15 protein-coding genes and 1 pseudogene are annotated in these 17,098 nt (G+C 63.2%); 5 read left to right on the forward strand and 11 right to left on the reverse strand.

Annotated elements, in window-relative coordinates; translation table 11 throughout:
- Positions 1-50 precede the first annotated feature (50 nt).
- Both ISF28_RS28835 and ISF28_RS28840 read left to right on the forward strand, forming a co-directional pair.
- A complete protein-coding gene (locus ISF28_RS28835; RefSeq protein WP_198120616.1) occupies positions 51-950 on the forward strand; it encodes an aspartyl/asparaginyl beta-hydroxylase domain-containing protein in 900 nt (299 codons plus the stop codon).
- A 77-nt stretch (positions 951-1,027) separates the two neighbouring features.
- On the forward strand, positions 1,028-1,765 hold the full coding sequence (locus tag ISF28_RS28840; protein WP_198120617.1) for an HAD family hydrolase: 738 nt from the start codon (positions 1,028-1,030) through the stop codon (positions 1,763-1,765).
- Here ISF28_RS28840 and ISF28_RS28845 read toward each other — a convergent pair.
- Both ISF28_RS28845 and ISF28_RS28850 read right to left on the reverse strand, forming a co-directional pair.
- A complete protein-coding gene (locus tag ISF28_RS28845; protein ID WP_229519447.1) occupies positions 1,734-2,207 on the reverse strand; it encodes a hypothetical protein in 474 nt (157 codons plus the stop codon). The two genes, ISF28_RS28840 and ISF28_RS28845, sit on opposite strands and share 32 nt — an antisense overlap.
- Positions 2,194-3,372, reverse strand: coding sequence for an MGDG synthase family glycosyltransferase (locus ISF28_RS28850; protein WP_198120618.1), 1,179 nt, complete (start codon positions 3,370-3,372; stop codon positions 2,194-2,196). Before ISF28_RS28850 ends, ISF28_RS28845 begins: the two co-directional genes overlap by 14 nt.
- 126 nt (positions 3,373-3,498) lie before the next feature.
- Here ISF28_RS28850 and ISF28_RS28855 point away from each other — a divergent pair, with 126 nt between their 5' ends.
- The gene (locus ISF28_RS28855) at positions 3,499-3,945 is read left to right on the forward strand and encodes a hypothetical protein (protein WP_198120619.1); all 447 of its coding nucleotides are present in this window, start codon (positions 3,499-3,501) and stop codon (positions 3,943-3,945) included.
- Positions 3,946-4,029: 84 nt separating this feature from the next.
- On the opposite strand, the gene ISF28_RS28860 is transcribed toward ISF28_RS28855, so the two are convergent.
- The 9 genes and pseudogenes from ISF28_RS28860 to ISF28_RS28900 all read right to left on the reverse strand — a co-directional run bounded on the left by ISF28_RS28860 (position 4,030) and on the right by ISF28_RS28900 (position 13,959).
- Positions 4,030-7,176 carry a S8 family serine peptidase gene (locus ISF28_RS28860; RefSeq protein WP_198120620.1) on the reverse strand — a complete coding sequence of 1,049 codons (3,147 nt, stop codon included), beginning with the start codon at positions 7,174-7,176 and terminating at the stop codon, positions 4,030-4,032.
- Between the two features lie 16 nt (positions 7,177-7,192).
- Positions 7,193-7,969 carry an NF038120 family PEP-CTERM protein gene (locus tag ISF28_RS28865; protein ID WP_198120621.1) on the reverse strand — a complete coding sequence of 259 codons (777 nt, stop codon included), beginning with the start codon at positions 7,967-7,969 and terminating at the stop codon, positions 7,193-7,195.
- Positions 7,970-8,214: 245 nt separating this feature from the next.
- Positions 8,215-8,337 (reverse strand): annotated as a pseudogene (locus ISF28_RS28870) (IS630 family transposase); the annotation flags it as partial.
- The gene (locus tag ISF28_RS28875) at positions 8,334-9,182 is read right to left on the reverse strand and encodes an NAD-dependent epimerase/dehydratase family protein (RefSeq protein WP_198120622.1); all 849 of its coding nucleotides are present in this window, start codon (positions 9,180-9,182) and stop codon (positions 8,334-8,336) included. The pseudogene ISF28_RS28870 and the gene ISF28_RS28875, both read right to left, overlap by 4 nt.
- A gap of 2 nt (positions 9,183-9,184) precedes the next feature.
- A complete protein-coding gene (gene rfbC, locus ISF28_RS28880) occupies positions 9,185-9,721 on the reverse strand; it encodes a dTDP-4-dehydrorhamnose 3,5-epimerase (protein ID WP_198120623.1) in 537 nt (178 codons plus the stop codon).
- Between the two features lie 10 nt (positions 9,722-9,731).
- Entirely contained in the window at positions 9,732-11,087 is a 1,356-nt protein-coding gene (gene rfbH, locus ISF28_RS28885; RefSeq protein ID WP_198120624.1) for a lipopolysaccharide biosynthesis protein RfbH, read from the reverse strand.
- Between the two features lie 12 nt (positions 11,088-11,099).
- On the reverse strand, positions 11,100-12,179 hold the full coding sequence (rfbG, locus tag ISF28_RS28890; protein ID WP_198120625.1) for a CDP-glucose 4,6-dehydratase: 1,080 nt from the start codon (positions 12,177-12,179) through the stop codon (positions 11,100-11,102).
- Positions 12,170-12,943, reverse strand: a complete 774-nt coding sequence (rfbF, locus tag ISF28_RS28895; RefSeq protein WP_198120626.1) for a glucose-1-phosphate cytidylyltransferase — start codon at positions 12,941-12,943, stop codon at positions 12,170-12,172. The genes rfbG and rfbF overlap by 10 nt, the downstream gene beginning before the upstream one ends.
- A gap of 20 nt (positions 12,944-12,963) precedes the next feature.
- The gene (locus tag ISF28_RS28900; protein ID WP_198120627.1) at positions 12,964-13,959 is read right to left on the reverse strand and encodes a 2Fe-2S iron-sulfur cluster-binding protein; all 996 of its coding nucleotides are present in this window, start codon (positions 13,957-13,959) and stop codon (positions 12,964-12,966) included.
- A gap of 247 nt (positions 13,960-14,206) precedes the next feature.
- Here ISF28_RS28900 and ISF28_RS28905 point away from each other — a divergent pair, with 247 nt between their 5' ends.
- Both ISF28_RS28905 and ISF28_RS30975 read left to right on the forward strand, forming a co-directional pair.
- Positions 14,207-14,542: a hypothetical protein gene (locus tag ISF28_RS28905; protein ID WP_198120628.1), complete on the forward strand. Its 336-nt coding sequence runs from the start codon at positions 14,207-14,209 to the stop codon at positions 14,540-14,542.
- A gap of 25 nt (positions 14,543-14,567) precedes the next feature.
- Positions 14,568-17,066, forward strand: a complete 2,499-nt coding sequence (locus ISF28_RS30975) for an O-linked N-acetylglucosamine transferase, SPINDLY family protein (RefSeq protein WP_198120629.1) — start codon at positions 14,568-14,570, stop codon at positions 17,064-17,066.
- Positions 17,067-17,098 lie beyond the last annotated feature (32 nt).

Genomic DNA, 17,098 nt, shown 5'->3' on the forward strand with positions numbered 1-17,098 from the left:
CGTCCCTCCGGAGTCATACCCATCGTCGAGATAACGCGTGGAGAGCGCCGATGCGATGGATCGTCCTTCTGCTGTTCGTGGCCAGCGCGGCGTACGTGCACCTGCGCGGCCGCGTGCGCCACGGCGTGTTCCGCCAGCTGTCCGACCACTCGACGTTCACGGCGCCGCTGAACTGCTTCTGCTACCTGTTCTCGGCCGTGCCGACGACGCCCTTCTTGCCCACGTCATATTTCCCGGAACTGGAAGCGCTGAAGCGGGAATGGCGCACGTTCCGGCACGAAGCGCTGGCGCTGGCCGACACGCAGCGCATCCGCCCGTCCGCCAAGGTCGACGACATCGGCTTCAACTCCTTCTTCCGGCGCGGCTGGAAGCGGTTCTACCTGAAGTGGTACGACAATCCGCATCCGTCGGCCAGGACACTGTGTCCGCGCTCGGTCGCGATCCTGGAACGCATCCCGTCCGTCAAGGCGGCCATGTTCGCGCTGCTGCCGGCGGGCGGCACGCTGGGCCTGCACCGCGATCCGCTCGCGGTGTCCGTGCGCTACCACCTCGGGCTCGTGACGCCGAACGACGACCGCTGCGCCATCGTCGTCGACGGCGTGCCGTACGCGTGGCGCGACGGCGAAGACGTCCTCTTCGACGAAACCTATCTGCACGACGCGGCCAACCGGACGGACAGGGACCGCATCATCCTGTTCTGCGACGTCGAACGGCCGCTGCAATATCGCTGGGCGCAAGCCGTGAGCCGCGTCGCGGGCGGCTTCCTGCTGCGCGCGTCGGCGGCGCCGAACGAGATCGGCGACCGCACAGGCGGCCTGAACCGCGCCTTCCGCTACCTGTACGTGCTGCGCCGCTTCGGCAAACGGCTCAAGGCGTGGAACCGCACCGTCTATTACGTCTTCAAATGGAGCCTGTTCGGCGCGTTGGCGTTCATCCTGTTCGTGCGCTGACGCCGGCGGCCCCCGTTGTAATACGCCGGTAACATGCCGATGCGTATGATGAGGCAACGGAATCCGCCCAAGACGCCATGTACAAATCCAGGAAACGCCTGCTGATCCTCGACGCCGACGGCACCACCATCGACGCCTTTTCCGCCATCGAGGCGGCCTTCTCGCGGCACGGGTTGGACATCGGCGACGAAGCCCGCTTCCAGAAACGCCACAACCTCTTCAAATACCTGGGCGGATTGAAGGAATTCCCGTCGATTATCAAGAAGAACCTGCGCAAGAACAGCCGGGCCAGGCTAGTCGACAGCCTCACGGAAGTCTATCGCCAGGAAGCCGCGATGTACGAAGGGATTCCGGAGCTCGTGCGCGAACTGGTCGCCGCGCCGGACGTCGTCGTCGGCATGGTCACGCGCAACATCACGAACGAGCCGCTGGAAACGCTGCGCCAGTTGTTCCTGCGTCACGACATCGACATCAACGCACTCGACTTCCTCGTCCACATCCCGCTCTCCGAAAAGAAGACGAGCCAGTTCCGCGCCATCCGCGAACAGTTCGGCATCAATCCCGCGCGCGCCTACGTGTGCGGCGACGAACACAAGGACTTCATGGCCGCGATCGGCACGGGCATGCATCCGTTCATGGTGTCGTATGGCTTCGAGGATTTCGACCGGCTGACGGAAAAATTCGAGATCCCCCACGAGCTGATTTCGCGCACGTCCGGCGAACTGTGCCAGCGCGTGCGGCACGCGCTCGATCTCGGCACCCGCCGCGCCGGCCCGGGTGGGGTCAGTACGCGTACCAGAACAGCAGCGCGCTGACGACGCCGAACATCCAGTAGTCGACGGGGGCGCCGGCGCACCAGCGCTTGTGCCAGGGAATCAGCTCGCGCTTGAAGCGGTGCCGGCCGAACGCGGGATTGACGACGAACCACAGGTAGTCCTCGACGATCCAGAACAGCGTGACGGCGCCCAGCGCACGCGCTTCCAGCGGCAGCGACCATTGCCCCATGAAGGCCAGCGGGAAATGGAAGATGACGCCGATGAAGGAAAACATCCACGCGTGGTAGCCGGTCAGCGCGCGGCCGCCCCAGAAGATGTCGAGCAGCGGATGCTCGTCGATGCGCCAAGTGGGCAGGTTGGCCGCCCAGCCCGCGTCGCCTTCGATCTCGACTTCGACGCGGGCAAAGACGTACGCGGCCGCGACGATGGCGGCCAGGGTCGCGACGAACTGGCCGCCATGGGAAAGTTCAAACACTGGCATCGATGGCTTCGTTCTGTTTCAGGACGGCGGCCAGCACGGCGCAAGCGGCATGCGGCCGGCCCAGCGCGCGGGCCCGTGCGCGCATCGTCTCGAGCGCATCCGGATGGGCCATCAGGTAGCGGACGCGGTATTCCAGCGATGGCGCATCGAACGCCTTCATGGCCGCGCCATACTCCAGCAGGAAATTGGCATTTCTCTCTTCCTGCCCGGGAATCGACGCATTCACGATCATGGGCAAGCCCATGGCGAGGCATTCCGCCGTCGTCGCGCCGCCCGGCTTCGTGATCGCCACGTCGGCGCAGGCCATCAGGCGCTCGACCCGGTCCGTGAAACCTTGCGGCACGAGACGGCCCGGGTGCGCGGCCGCCAGGCGCCGCAGCGCCGCCAGCGCCTCCGCGTTGCGGCCGGCCAGGACGATCAACTGGAAATTGCCGGGAATCGCCAGCAGCCGCTGCGCCAGCGTCGACAAGCCGCCCAGCCCCGCGCCGCCGCCCATCAGCAGGAACGTCATGCGGCCCGGATCGATGCCGAGCTCGCGGGCGCATTCGGCGCGGTCCAGCCGCTGCGTGAACGCCGGCATGACGGGGATGCCGGTGACGTGGATCGTGTGCGCCGGGATGCCGTGCTTCGTCATCAGGAACGCGACCTCGTCGTTGCCGGCGAAATAGCCGGCCACGTCCCGGTGCACCCACATGCGGTGCAGGTCGAAGTCGGTCACCTGCACCCACACGGGGCAAGGCAAGGCGCCGTCCGCGACTTCGCGCGACAGGATCTCGGCCGGCAGGAAATGCGTGCAGACGATGGCGTCCGGCGCCAGTTGCGCGATCTTCTCGAGCAGGGGCACGCAGTCGCGCCGTTCGATCCGGCGCCGCAAGCGGTGGGCCCAGCCGTCCGGCGCGGCGCGGTTGGTGGTTTGGTAGACCCAGCTCCACACGGTGGGCGCCCGGCTCACGAGCAGGAGGTAGAGGCCGGCATACACCCGGCGCAGGCGCGGCGTCGCATGGGCCGTCGCATCGAGGTGGATCACCTCGACGCCGTCCGGCTGGTCATGCGCGCCGGCGCGGATCGCCTCCGCCACGCGGGTGTGGCCGGCGCCGGCGGGGACGCTCAATACGAGGACGCGCTTGCGTGTCCTGCCGTCGTCCTCCGAACATCGCCCTTCCATTGCGTACGCCTCGCCGAACGTGTTGATGAAGGCACTGTAGCTGGAGATTGTGACGGTGCCGTGACGGGCAAGGTGGGGCAACCGTGCGCCCCTTGCCAAGCGCGGCCGCGCACGCGATCATGGGGCATGAATCCGTTCACTCCCGCCCGCACCCTCGCCAGCATGGCCGGCCTGGCCCTGCTGCTGGCGAGCAGCGCCTGCCGCAGCGATGCGCCGCAGACTCCATCGAACACCGCCGCCGGCGGCAGCGCCACGCTGCTGGCGCGCATCGAGGCCGAGCGCGGCGACGCCGCCTGCGACGCGGACGACCAATGCCACACGATCGGCGTCGGCCACAAGGCCTGCGGCGGTCCGGAACGCTACCTGGCGTGGTCGAGCAAGCACAGCGACGGCGCCCGCCTGCGCGCGCTCGTGGCCGAGCACGCGGCTGCGCGCCAGGCCGAGGACACGAAAAACCGCATGATGTCGACCTGCTCCGTCGTCCCGGATCCGGGCGCGACGTGCGCCGCCGGCCATTGCGTGCTGCGCGCGATGAGCGCCGGCCCGGGCGGCACGGCACCCGTGGCGCGCTGAAAACCCGGAGATACAAACGGCAAGGCCGCGGCAAATACCGCGGCCTTGTCGTTAGGGCCGCTTGTGGCGGCCCTGCCAGGACGATTACTCGACCTTCGCCTGCTTGTTGCCGGCGTTCTGGAACAGGGGGATCGGGTCGGTCGTGTCGACTTCGACCATGGTCATACCGGCCGGGGTGGTGCCGGCCAGATAGCTGATGGAACCCAGGTGGCGCTTGCCGGTCGGGAGGCCGGACCACGAGATCGCCACCGACGCCGTGCCGCCCACGGCGACCATGCTCGGTGCCATCACCCTGAAGTTGCCGCCGGTCGCGTCCGGGCTCAGCACCCAGGTCGACAGCTTGTACGTGGCGCTGCCGCCCACCGGCGCGTAGCCGACGACGCAGACCTTGTAGTCGCCTGCCGGCGGATTGTTCAGCGTGACCATTTCATTGGCCGTCTCGCCGCCGCTGGAACCGACGACGGTCGTGCCGCGCGCCACGACGAGGTCCAGGTCGGACTTGCCGTCGCCGCTCGTGTCGCTGTCGTACAGGGCGAAGCGGGCCGCGGCCGTGCCGGCCGGGATCGTGACGGTGTGCACGTTCACGCCCGTGCCGCCGCCGCCCGTGCACACGCTGCTGGCCGTGTTCGGCGCAGTGACGACCGTCGAGGCGAACTGGGTGGCCGGGATCAGGCCGGACTTGGCGATCGCCATGGCGCCGCCGAAACCGGTGCCGACGGTGATCACCTTGGTGCCGGACGTCGCCTCGCTGGCCACGGTCGTCGGGGCGGCCAGCGTGGCGGCGCGTGCCGTCAGCGGGCTCTTCACGACGTGCGTGCCGTCGGTCCACGTCAGCTTGCCGTACACCCAGGTGTTCAGCGGCGCGGTGGTGCGGGTCAGCTTGACCGCGAACGTGCCTTTCGCGCCCGGCGCCAGCTCCAGCGTGGACGGCTGCACGGCGACCGTGTAACCCGGCAAGGTGGCGCTCGCCGTGTAGGTCGCGGCTGCGCCGCCCACGTTCGTGACGGTGCGGGTCAGGGTCTGGATGCCCAGCACGCTGGCCGCCGTCAGCGACGCCAGGTTCAGGTTGTTCGGCTGGATGGTGCCGACGGTCCCGCACGTGCCCGGGCTGAACACGTTGGTGATGCCCAGGCCGCACAGGAAGCGCGCGTAGTCGACCGTGGACAGGTCGTACACGAGGCCCGGATCGGCCGCGGCGGACGGCGCCACGTGGCCGGCGCCCTGGCCCCACGGCAGGGTGCCGGTCGTCCTGGCCGTGCTGTCCCACGGTACCGAACCGTTCAAGCCGTCGCTGAACGTGTCGTAGGCCGTCGTCATGATCGCCGACTTGATCATCGCCGGGCTCCAGTCCGGATGGCGCTGTTTCAGCAGCGCGGCGATGCCGGCCACGTGCGGCGACGCCATCGACGTGCCGGTGTAGAACGCGAAGTTCTTGACGGGCGACGGCTCCCCGCCGGCGACGGCGTCGCGCTGGGCATGGGTCAGGTCGGCGCTGACGGCGGCCAGGATGTCCGTGCCCGGCGCCGTGACGTCCGGCTTCATGATGTTGGCGTTGGCCACGTTCGGGCCGCGCGACGAACTGCTGTTCATCTGCGGCGCGACGATGTTCGGGTCGACGATGCCGCGCAGGTTGTCCAGCGCGGCGGTGGCGCCCGGCGTGGCGGCGTAATAGTCCTTGACCTTCTGGCCGTCTTCCTTCGTGATGTGGACGGTCGAGAGGGTGTGGGCCTGGTTCAGGATCGTCGTCGCGCCGCCCGGCACGTTGGCGATGATCACGCCCACGGCGCCGGCCGTCTTGCCGTTCGCGCTCTTGTTGACGAGCACATTGGCGCCGCGGTCGCAGACGAGGATCTTGCCCGTGACCTTGGCCGGATCGAGATACGTGGTCGGGCCGTCGGCCGGGCCGAAGCACTGGTTCAGCTTCATGTCGGCCGGGTCGACGCCCGCCAGGCCCGCGTCCTTCGCCAGGACCAACGGTGCCGACGGCGTGTTGGCGTTGCCGGACGCGCCGGTGACGGTCACGCCGTTGCCCAGCGCGACGTCGGCCGCGTAGATGCGGTTGTGCGTCGAGTTGCCGACCGTCGTCAGCCACGGGCTGATGTGGGCGACCGGGGCCGTCGACGGGCCGGAGTTGCCGGCCGACGCCGCCACGAACACGCCCGCCGCCGCCGCGCCGAGGAAGGCGACTTCGGTCGGTTCGTTGAACGCGCCGCCGCCGGCGTTCGGGCCGATCGAGAAGTTGATGACGTTCACGCCGTCCTTCACGGCCTGTTCGATCGCGGCCACGCTGTTCGACGTGGCGCAGCCGTTCTGGCCGGTCACGCCGTCGGTCCAGCACACCTTGTACGCGGCGATGCGGGCGCGCGGCGCCATGCCGGTGATCTTGCCGAGGGAGAGGCCGTTGGTCGTGGCCGTCACGTGCGCATTGCCGGCGGCCGTGCTGGCCGTGTGGTCGCCGTGGCCGCCGTGGCCCTCGGCGCCGGCGACGGAATCGCGGGCCGACAGGAATTCGGTCCAGTGCAGCGTCTGCGACGGCTGCTTGAACCAGCGCGCGCCGATCAACTTGTTGTTGCAATCGCTGGCGGCAAAGCCTTCGCCGACCTGGCAGATGCCTTTCCAGGACGCGGGCGGCGCATCATAGGCGAGCTTGCTGCCGTTGCGGCTCGGGTTGCCGTTCTCGTCGACGCGGTCGGCGAAGCTGTCCTGCTCGGGCCAGATGCCGCCGTCGACGATGCCGATGATGATGCCTTCGCCGGCCTTGTCCTGGCCGCCCAGTTGGTCCCACAGGCCGCCCGGTTTGTCGAGGCCGAGGAACGTCGGGGTGTAGCTCGTGTCGAGCTGCAGGATCGAGTCGGCCGAGATGTTGGCCACGCCCCGGTTCTTCTTGAGGGCGCGGACCTCGGCGTCGGTCAGCATCGCCGAGAAGCCGTTGAATACGACCTTGTATTCGTTGGTCACCTGGGCCTTGTTGACGGTGGCGAGGACGTCGGCCTGCTTCGTCTCCAGGTAGTTGATGTAGTTCTGGACGCTGGACGCGTCGACGTTCAGGCGCTGGCCGGCGGGCGGCTTGGTGGCCGGCAGGCCGCTGACGTTGCCGTCGTACGTGGCGACCGGCTTGTCCGCCAGCTGGACGATGTAGGACCGGCGGACCTCGCCGTCCGCGTAGACTTGCGCGGTCGCGGCGACGGTCAGCGCGAACAGGACGGCCGCAGTGATGGGACGCAGTTTCATGGTCGGCTCCTGGCGCTCAAGCGTGGGTGGACGGAGCGGCCGACTTGCGGCGGCGCATCACGAGCGCGCCCATGCCGAGACCGAGCAACGCCAGGCTGCCCGGCTCGGGGACTTCGGCCAGGGCGAGGTTGTCGATGGCGAACTGGGCCTGGTAGATCGTCGGATCGGACCAGTCCTGCGCGACGGTGCAGCCGCCGGCGCCGTCGAACAGGCAGGCGCGGATCGTCAGGCTCGTCAGTTGCGCGCCGCCGAAAGCCGTGGGCAGCACGGCGGAGCCGAACAGGGGATTGTTGCCGTCCGTGCCGGGGAAGTCGAGCGCCAGGCCGACCGAGGAGCCGTCCGCGAGGTTGCCGGTCAGCTGCAGCTGGCCGTACGAAAAGTCCGCCAGGCCGCCGGTCGGGGCGGCGAAGCTGAAATCGAGGCTGCGCAGGCTGAACTTCCCGCCGCCGTTCTTGCTGACCATGACGCCGCCGTCGTTCAGGCCCAGGTAGAAATGGCTCGTGTCGTTGGTCGGGCAGCCGCCCAGCCAGCAGGTCGACGGGTCCATGCCGTTGGCGATCACGCCGACGGCGCCGCTGGTCCCGCCGTGATTGTCGATCGCCTGCAGCGTGTAGCCGGCCTCGGTAAACGTGCTGCCGTCGACGTAGAAGTCGGGCAGCAGGGATTCGAAATTCACCACGGACGCCGTGGCGGGGGCCGTGCCCAGCAGCGCAAACGCGGCGGCGACGCCGCAAAACAGTGTATTCAGCCCGGATCGGGCATGGGAAACGCAAGAAGTCGGATGGGTTGTCATGTCTCTCGCCTTGAAGTGGAAGCGCCGATGGGTATCGGGCCTACGTGTTTTTTTACCAACTACACGATTTTTCACTTTAGCAAGAAAACAATGTTTTTCCGAAAAAATGTCTCCAAATTAACTATTGTGTTAAAGACACGAAATTGAACAAAATTTCGTGTTCCCTATGAAACTGGCCTTCCGCACGAGAAAAAAATTGTCGCTTTTTTGCCAACATTTTAGCTAGGCGCAGGGTCGCCAAGTGCGAGCTTGGGCTTGTGGATGGGATGGCCGTCGACGATCACCAAGACCGGCCGGGTGGCGCCGACCATCGAACGCGCGAGGAACTACGTGAACGTGCCGGCCGTGACGCTTCCTTCAGGTTTCATGCCACATGAATATTCTTTACGTCCGCAACCAATCTAGCCAATTCACCAGGTCGCAAGCCAATCTGTCCAGGAATTAATTGCCCCTTGGCTCCCCACGCATTCCACCATGTTTTGGCGAACTCCAGAAGAGTTTGCTCCTTGCCTGTGCCGACGTTACGGAGGACCGGACGCCCTGGCTCAACGAAAGAGCAATCAAGAGCAGAAAGAAATTGATCTGCTACTTCGGAGACATTGATGAAATCCCGCACCTGCACTCCGGCACTCATGGCGAAGTCGCGACCATCCAGCGCAGCAGCCCGCATGGAAGGCCAAAATCGCGTTGCCGCCTCGCCTTCACCGTACACTTGAAAAATGCGAAGGACTTGAAGACGTAGCCCGAAATGACGAGCCAGTCCGAGGCATGCAGTAGTCGCTGCAGCCTTCGAGATGGGATAGGTCAAGGTTGGCCGCATTTCGGTGGCTGGATGCACGAAGTCGAGCCCTTCAGCTGCCTCACCATATTCAAAACAGGTGCCTGCCACCAATACATCTTTAACCCCCTGCAAAGCGCCCTGCTGTAACAAGCGAATCGTCGCATAAACGTTCCAGTAGAGGCACTCGTCTAATGGGGCGTAAGGAGGATTTGGTGTATGTGAAGCCAAATGGACAATCGCATCGCAACCCCGCAGCTCGTTTTCAAAGTTCTGATCCAACGCACGATCGACCCAGACTGGCTCTTGCAAAAGCGGTAGGCGTGGACAGCTACCGGGTCTTCGCTGAGCAACAACCTCGTGTCCGGCCGCCAATGCCTTCTGGAGAAAATGCGAACCGACGAATCCGGTCCCACCCGTTACAAATAGCTTCATGATCAGAACGGCGAAACAAAATCGGCGAATGCCGGATGGTCGCGATCGCGGGCAGAAATAATGGGATCGGTGACTCCCCAGTCAAATCCTAACGAGTCCCAGCGGATGCCTTTATCGTTTTGAGCTGCATAGACTGTGGTTACCTTGTATGCCATCAACACGTCGTCGGTGAGTGCGAGGAAGCCATGCGCCATACCCTTTGGAATCATCAGACCATGGCCATATGTCGCGTCCAGTTCGGTAGCAAAATATTGGCCGAAGGTCGGAGATTTCTTACGCAGGTCCACAACCACATCCAGAACTTTCCCCTGCAAACAGTAAACCAGCTTCTCGTGATCATATGGCGGCGTCTGAAAATGCATCCCGCGGATCACGCCCTTGCGAGAGCTGGAGTAATACTCCTCGCGCCAGTCTGTGGGCAGACCAAGCGCAGCGAAGCGTTCTGCATGGAAGGTCTTAACAAACTTGCCTCTTTCGTCTTCTGCAAAAAAGGGGCGAACTTGAAAGCAGCCATCCAGGGTGGTGGGAATCAAATCCATCAACAGGCCCTCAGAAGTTGACGCCGAAGAACTCTTCGAGCTTATCCGCAATATAGTCGAGCTGCTCCTGGCCCAGTGCGGGAAAGGTGCCCAGCCAGAACGTCTGGTTCATCACAACGTCTGAATTGATCAGATCGCCACTGACGCGGAAATTGCGACCGGCCATATAAGGCTGTTTCGTAAGGTTGCCAGCAAACAGCAACCGTGTTCCGATTTTGCACTCTTCAAGGAAATTGATCAGATCAGCTCGCTTAACACCTGCGCTGGTCTTCAGGATCAGCGGAAAGCCAAACCACGATGGCTCACTGTTCGGTGTGGCTTCCGGTAGGTGAAGGAACTGCTCGACGCTTGCCAAGCGCGACTTCAGGTACGTAAAGTTCGCGCGGCGCTTGGCGATGAACTCGTCAAGCCGGTCCATCTGCGCCAGTGCGCAAGCAGCCTGCATATCCGTTATCTTGAGGTTATAACCCAGATGACTGTAGGTGTATTTATGGTCGTAACCGTCTGGCAAGTTTCCGCCCAACTCGTTCTTGGTCCAGCAGAATCGTTTGTCGCAGGTATTGTCTTTGCCCGGCGGGCAATAACAGTCACGGCCCCAATCGCGGAAGGATTCCGCGATCTGTTTCAGTTGCGGGTCGTTGGTGAACACAGCACCGCCTTCCCCCATCGTGATGTGGTGCGCGGGGTAAAAGCTCAATGTGGCGATGTCACCGAAGGTCCCGACCATCTGGCCATTGTAGGTTGCGCCCAGAGCATCGCAGCAGTCTTCAACCAGCCACAGGTTGTATTTCTTGCACAGTGCGGTCACCACATCCAGATTAAAAGGGTTGCCCAAGCTATGGGCCAACATGATGGCTTTGGTTTTGGGCGAAATCGCCGCTTCGATTTTCGATGCATCGATGTTGTGGGTCGCCAAATCGACGTCCACAAACACCGGCACCGCGCCGAATTGAATGATGGGGTTGACCGTAGTCGGGAAACCTGCGGCCACGCCGATCACTTCATCGCCAGGCCTGATTGCACGATCGCCGAGTTTGGGGCTGGTCAGCGTCGAGAACGCCACCAGGTTGGCTGATGAGCCAGAGTTCACGGTGATCAGATATTGGACGCCCAAGAAATCAGCGAGGCGCTGCTCGAACATGGCGTTGAAGCGCCCGGTCGTCAACCAGCCATCCAGGCTTGCGTCAACCATGTTCTTGAGTTCAGCAGCTCCGATAACTTTGCCCGACACAGGTACCGGTGTTTCACCTGGTACAAATGGTTTTGGGGCATGGACAATATCGGCGTATTGCTGAACGAGATTGCTGATTTCCTTGCGGATGTTATCCGCTGTTCTGTCGTGGAATTGGATCGAAGAGGTGGTCATATTTGAATCCGGTTAACGAAGCGTGCGTTGATAGTCGTCGATCTGCTGCAAGCATTTGGAATACACACAGCCCTTGGCAAGCCAGTGATGATGCCAGTCGGTGATTTGGTCGAGTGCTCTGGCAAGATCCCAACGTGGTTGCCAGCCTAACTTGGCTTTTGCTTTGGAGATATCCAATTTGAGGTAGTTGGCTTCATGCGGATGCTCGCCGCCATCCAGCTGCCAACTGGTATCGCTACCCCAGATTTGAACCATGTGCTCGACGATCCACTGGACTGGGCGAGCATCTTCATCATGAGGGCCGAAATTCCAGCCCTCCGCGAAGGTTTGGCCTTCAGCGTAAAGACGTTCGGCCAGCATCAGATACCCCGACAACGGTTCCAGCACGTGCTGCCAAGGCCGGATGGACTTGGGGTTACGTACCACGACCGGCTGCGAATTTTCAAAAGCTCGCAAGATGTCCGGCACCAGCCGGTCCGCGGCCCAGTCTCCGCCGCCAATCACATTGCCCGCTCGGGCCGAAGCCAGGGCGATTCCGCTTTGCTGGCAGAAGGACCGGCGATATGCACTGGTGACCAGCTCCGAACAACCTTTGCTGTTACTGTACGGGTCGTATCCACCCATAGGCTCTTCTTCGCGATAGCCCCACAGCCACTCTTTGTTTTCATAGCATTTGTCTGTAGTAACGTTGACAATCGCCTTGGCTGTGCCGACCTGGCGCGCAGCTTCCAGTACATGCACCGTACCCATAACATTCGTGGCATAGGTTTCAACCGGCGCCTGGTATGAGTAGCGCACCAATGGCTGGGCAGCCATGTGGATGACAACTTCCGGCCTGCAAGCATGCATCGCTGCCAGGACAGTAGCGTAGTCGCGAATGTCGCCAATCGTGCTTTGCATGCCTGCACCCACATTGGCTTCGTTAAATAATGCAGGCGTTGTGGGCGGGTCGAGTGCCAAACCATGCAGCTCGGCGCCCATGGATTGCAGCCAAAGGCTCAGCCAACTGCCCTTGAAACCGGTGTGGCCCGTCAGCAATACGCGTCTGCCATGCCAGAAATTCGAATTCACGCTCTGCATGATCATTCCCATTTCTTCCAGGGTGCTTGCCCACTGGCCCAAAGTTCTTCCAGGCGATTCTTGTCGCGGAGCGTGTCCATGGGTTGCCAGAAGCCATGGTGCTCATATGCCATGAGCTGGCCCTCTTCTGCCAACTTCATCAAAGGCTCTTGCTCCCAAATCGTATGGTCGCCCTTGATGAGGCTCAGAACCTTGGGTGACAGCACAAAGAATCCGCCATTGATCATGGCGCCATCGCCCTTGGGCTTTTCTTTGAAGTTCATTACTTGTTGCTGCTGGATATCCAGCGCACCGAAACGGCCGGGGGGCGTTGCCGCTGTCAGCGTCGCTGATTTGCCGTGCTTGCGATGAAAATCGATCGTGGCGGTGATGTCGATATCGCCAACACCATCACCATAAGTGAAGCAAAACGCCTCTTCGTTTTTTACGTATTCCGCCACTCGACCCAAGCGCCCCCCTGTCATCGATTCGTCGCCCGTGTCCACCAAGGTGACTTTCCAGGGTTCAGCACGTTTTTCATGGACGCGCATACTGTTGGCTTGCATGTCGAAGGTCACGTCCGACATGTGCAAAAAGTAATTGGCAAAATACTCCTTAATTACATACCCTTTGTAGCCACAACAGATCACGAAGTCGTGGATGCCATGGTGGGAATACATCTTCATGATGTGCCATAGAATGGGCTTGCCACCAATTTCAACCATCGGTTTCGGGCGCGTCGAGGTTTCTTCGCTTAGTCGCGTACCAAGTCCGCCAGCAAGAATGACCGCTTTCATCTAAATTCTCTTTCTCAAAATCACTTGGCACCCGAGCTCACAAAAGCGTCGGAGTAAAAACGTTTGTCAGGCAAGCCAGCCTCTACCAGGCGGACCTTCGCGCTGTGAATCATGGCGTCGGAACCGCACGCATAAACAACGGCATTTGTCAGGTCTGGTTTTGCATCCAGCAACACATCCTGGACATACCCTCTGGCGCCCGTCCAATCATTCGCGGGCCGCGACTGGACGGGGATATACGAAAATTCACCGATAATTTCATCCACGTCAAGGTACAAATCTTGTGCATGTCGTCCCCCCCACAACACCGTGATCGACCTGGGCCGCTGGTCGAACTGACATTGCGCCATTGACTCCAGCATGGACTTGACTGGCGCGATGCCGGTGCCGGTAGCTAAAAAAACCAGGTCTATGTCAACCGTCTCGCGCAGGAAGAAAGTACCAAGTGGGCCGTTGAGGCGCAACAAATCGTTCGGTTTTGCTTGCTTGAACCAGTAGTCGCTCATGGCGCCGCCCTCTACAGCCCGGATGTGCAACTCCAGCACCTTGTCCGCGAAACTCGAATTAGCCAACGAATAGCTTCGGCGGATGCCGTTCGGCCCGATGACGTCGATGTACTGGCCCGGGACGAACTGGAAGTCTGCGGTCGGCGGCAACCTCAATATCACCTTGACGACATCGGGAGCCAGATGAATGATTTCTTTGATCCGGCATGGCCACATTTTCGGCCGGGGAAGTTCTATCCCACCCAAATCGTCGACTTCAAGCACCAAGTCCGTATCGGCGGCGCGCGCGCAGCTTAAAACCCAGCCCTCGGCATGTTCTTGTTCACTCAAACCGGTTTCAGGGCGCAGCGCATGAGTCGTACCGGTCAGGACTTTGCATTTGCAGGTGCTGCATCGGCCAGTCTTGCAACTGTAGGGCAGTGCAATATTCGCTTGTGCCGCTGCATCGAGGATCGACACCCCATCAGGCGCCTGGAAACTTTTACCGGAACTCAGGGTAACTAATGACATAGTAATTTACGTCCATAGGCATCGTGTTGGGTTGAACATGTCGTAGACCACCTCGTTATACACAAGTCCGCCACCTGCGTCCGGGCATCAGAAAATGCCGTTTAGATTCAATGACTTGGCAGCACCCTGGTAAACTGTCTCGACATCGCGTTTACAATTGGGGAACAGGTCGACGAACTGGACTCGGCTGGAATTTGGACACCCTGGTCTGGGCAATGCGCGCCTGAACAAGCGCGCGAGGATGTGGATGAAGCGACTGGCGGTGCAGCACGGCGCGGCAACGGCACGGGTCGAATTCGCCATGCCGGCGCGTCGCAGCGCGACGCCTTGCCTATCACGGACGGCAACCGCAGTCGCCGGGAGTAACGAAATCAAGCTCCGCAAGAACGCTGACATTATATCCGTCGCTCTGGAGTTCGGTCCACACAGTCATAAAAATATTTCCCAAAAGCAAAATAGTTCAGACCTCCGCTTCCTGTTGCTGCCGCACCTGGCCCGTCTTATTCTCCGGCTTGAAATGGTTGCTCACAGGCCACAAACCTTCGCCCGGGCACATCTACAGAGTATGATGTCGCTTCCCTGAGCCCGACACGAAAGACCCATCCAGGATGAATGTCCCCGCGCACACCAATGCTTTGTTCCGCCAGGCCGAACGCGGCGTGTTGCCGCTCGGTGAATTGTTCCAGGGCGCGCAGGCGATGGTCGAGCTGGGCATGCAGCAAGAAGCCATCCGCTTGTACGAAACATGGGTTGCGCATACGTCATCGCCGGCGGTCTATGCGGCGATCTTCAATCTTGCCGTCGCACGCGGCAACGTGGCCGACGACGCGGGCGCCGAACGCGAATACCTCAAGGCGATCGCCCTGGCGCCAGGCTTCGCCGAAGCGCGCCTGAACCTCGGCACGCTGTACGAACGCATGAACCGCCCGGACGACGCGCTGACGACGTGGCAAGGCCTCCTCGCCGACATTCCCGACCTGGCCACCAAGCCGGCGGTGCACGTGCAGGCGTTGAACAACCTGGGGCGCCTGTGCGAGATCCGCAAGCGGCTGCCGGAAGCGCTGGACTACCTGACGCGCAGCCTGGAACTCGACGCCGACCAGCCCAAGGTCATCACGCACTGGGTGCATCTGCGCCAGAAGCTGTGCATCTGGCCGATCTACGAAGCGTTCGGCAGCGTGACGGTGAAAGAACAGCGTCGCCACACGTCGGCCCTCGCGATGCTGGGCGCGTCGTCCGATCCGGCCGAGCAGTTGGCGGCGTCGCGCAACTTCGTCGAGCGCAAGGTGCAGACCGCGCCGGAACAGCTGGCGCCGGCGGCGGGCTACGCGCACAAGCGCATCCGCATCGGCTACCTGTCGTCCGACCTGTGCTCGCACGCGGTGGCGATCCTGACGGCCGAACTGTACGAGCTGCACGACCGCGCGCGCGTGGAGGTCTACGCGTTTTCCTGGAGCCGCGAAGACAACTCGCCGCTGCGCGCGCGCGTGGTGGGCGCGATGGACCACTACATCCGCATCGACCGCATGACGGACGAGGAAGCGGCACGCTGCATCCGCGCGCACGAAATCGACGTGCTCGTCGACCTGCACGGCCTCACGCTGGGCGCGCGCGCCGACATCCTGGGCTGGCGTCCCGCCCCCGTGCAACTGACGTGGCTGGGCTTTCCCGGCCCGACGGGAATCCCCGACATCGACTACGTGGTGGCCGACGACTTCGTGTTCCCGCCCGAGCTGGAACCGTATTTCACGGAACGGCCGCTGCGCATGCCGCACACGTTCCAGATCAACGACCGCCGCCGCGCCATCGGCCCCACGCCCACGCGCGCCGCCAATGGCCTGCCGGACGATGCGTTCGTGTTCTGTGCGTTCAACAGCAATTTCAAGATCACGCCCGACGTGTTCGATGCCTGGATGCGGATCCTGAAACAAGTGCCGGACAGCGTGCTGTGGATCGTGGCCGACAGCGACGCCACCCGCGCCAACCTCGTGCGCGAGGCCGAGGCGCGCGGCGTGGCCGGCAACCGCCTGCTGTTCGCGGCGCGTGTGGCGCCGGCCGACTACCTGGCCCGCTTCCGCGTGGCCGACCTGTTCCTCGACACCAATCCGTTCAACGGCGGCACCACCGCCAGCGACGCCCTGTGGGCGGGCCTGCCCGTGCTGACCTGGGCCGGCCAGACCTTCTGCTCGCGCATGGCCGGCAGCCTGCTCTCGGCCGTCGGCCTGCCGGAACTCGTCACGCACTCGCTGCAGGACTACGAAGCGCTCGCCGTCGCCCTCGGCAACGACCGTCCACGCATGGCGGCGCTGCGCGCGCGCCTGGCCGCCAACCGCGATACGAGTCCCCTGTTCGACACGCCCCGCTTCGTGCGCGACTACGAAGACCTGCTGGCATCGGTCGTCAAGTGCCCGGCCGGCGTCGAACCGCGTGACGAGCCGGCCACCGCCCGCCTGCAGGAAGTGCCCGCGCCCGCGCAACTGACGCTGCAGCAGGACAGCATGCTGGCGCTGCTGCGCCCCGGCATGCACAGCATCGTCGAGGTGGGCGGCGCGACGCTGGCGCAGGCCTGGCGCGCGCGCGCGCCGAAATCGCATTACACGGCCGTCGGCGCGGGGCACGATCCCGGCGGCTGGAGCACGTCCGCCATCGAACGCGGCGCGGAAGATCTGACCGACGGCGACTGGCAGCAGCTGGCCGCCGCCCAGTGCTGGGTGTTCCCGGAAACACTGGAACGCCTGCGCGACCCGTGGGCTTTCCTGGCGCGCCTGCGCCGCCAGGCGCTCGGCCCCGTGGAACTGGTCGCCTGCGTCAACAACGGCCAGAGCTGGCTCGTGCAGTCGCTGCTCGCGAGCGGCAACCTGGCCTACCAGGCCGGCGGCATGCCGGACCGGCGCAGCCTGCATCTGTTCACCCGCACCTCGCTTGCGGCGCTGCTGCAGGAATGCGGCTTCACGCTGGTCGCCATGACCACCGTGAACGCCCACCAGCCGCCGCCGGCCGTGCTGGACGCGATCCGCGCCCTGGCCGCCTCCATCGGCGGCGATCCCGAGCAGGCCGTCCAGGATGCCCTGCCCTACCAATACCTGGTGCGCGCGATCGCCGCCTGAACATGATCCATGCCCCTACATCCTTGGAGATA

This window comes from Massilia rhizosphaerae (assembly GCF_016093545.1).
GTDB lineage: Bacteria > Pseudomonadota > Gammaproteobacteria > Burkholderiales > Burkholderiaceae_D > Telluria > Telluria rhizosphaerae.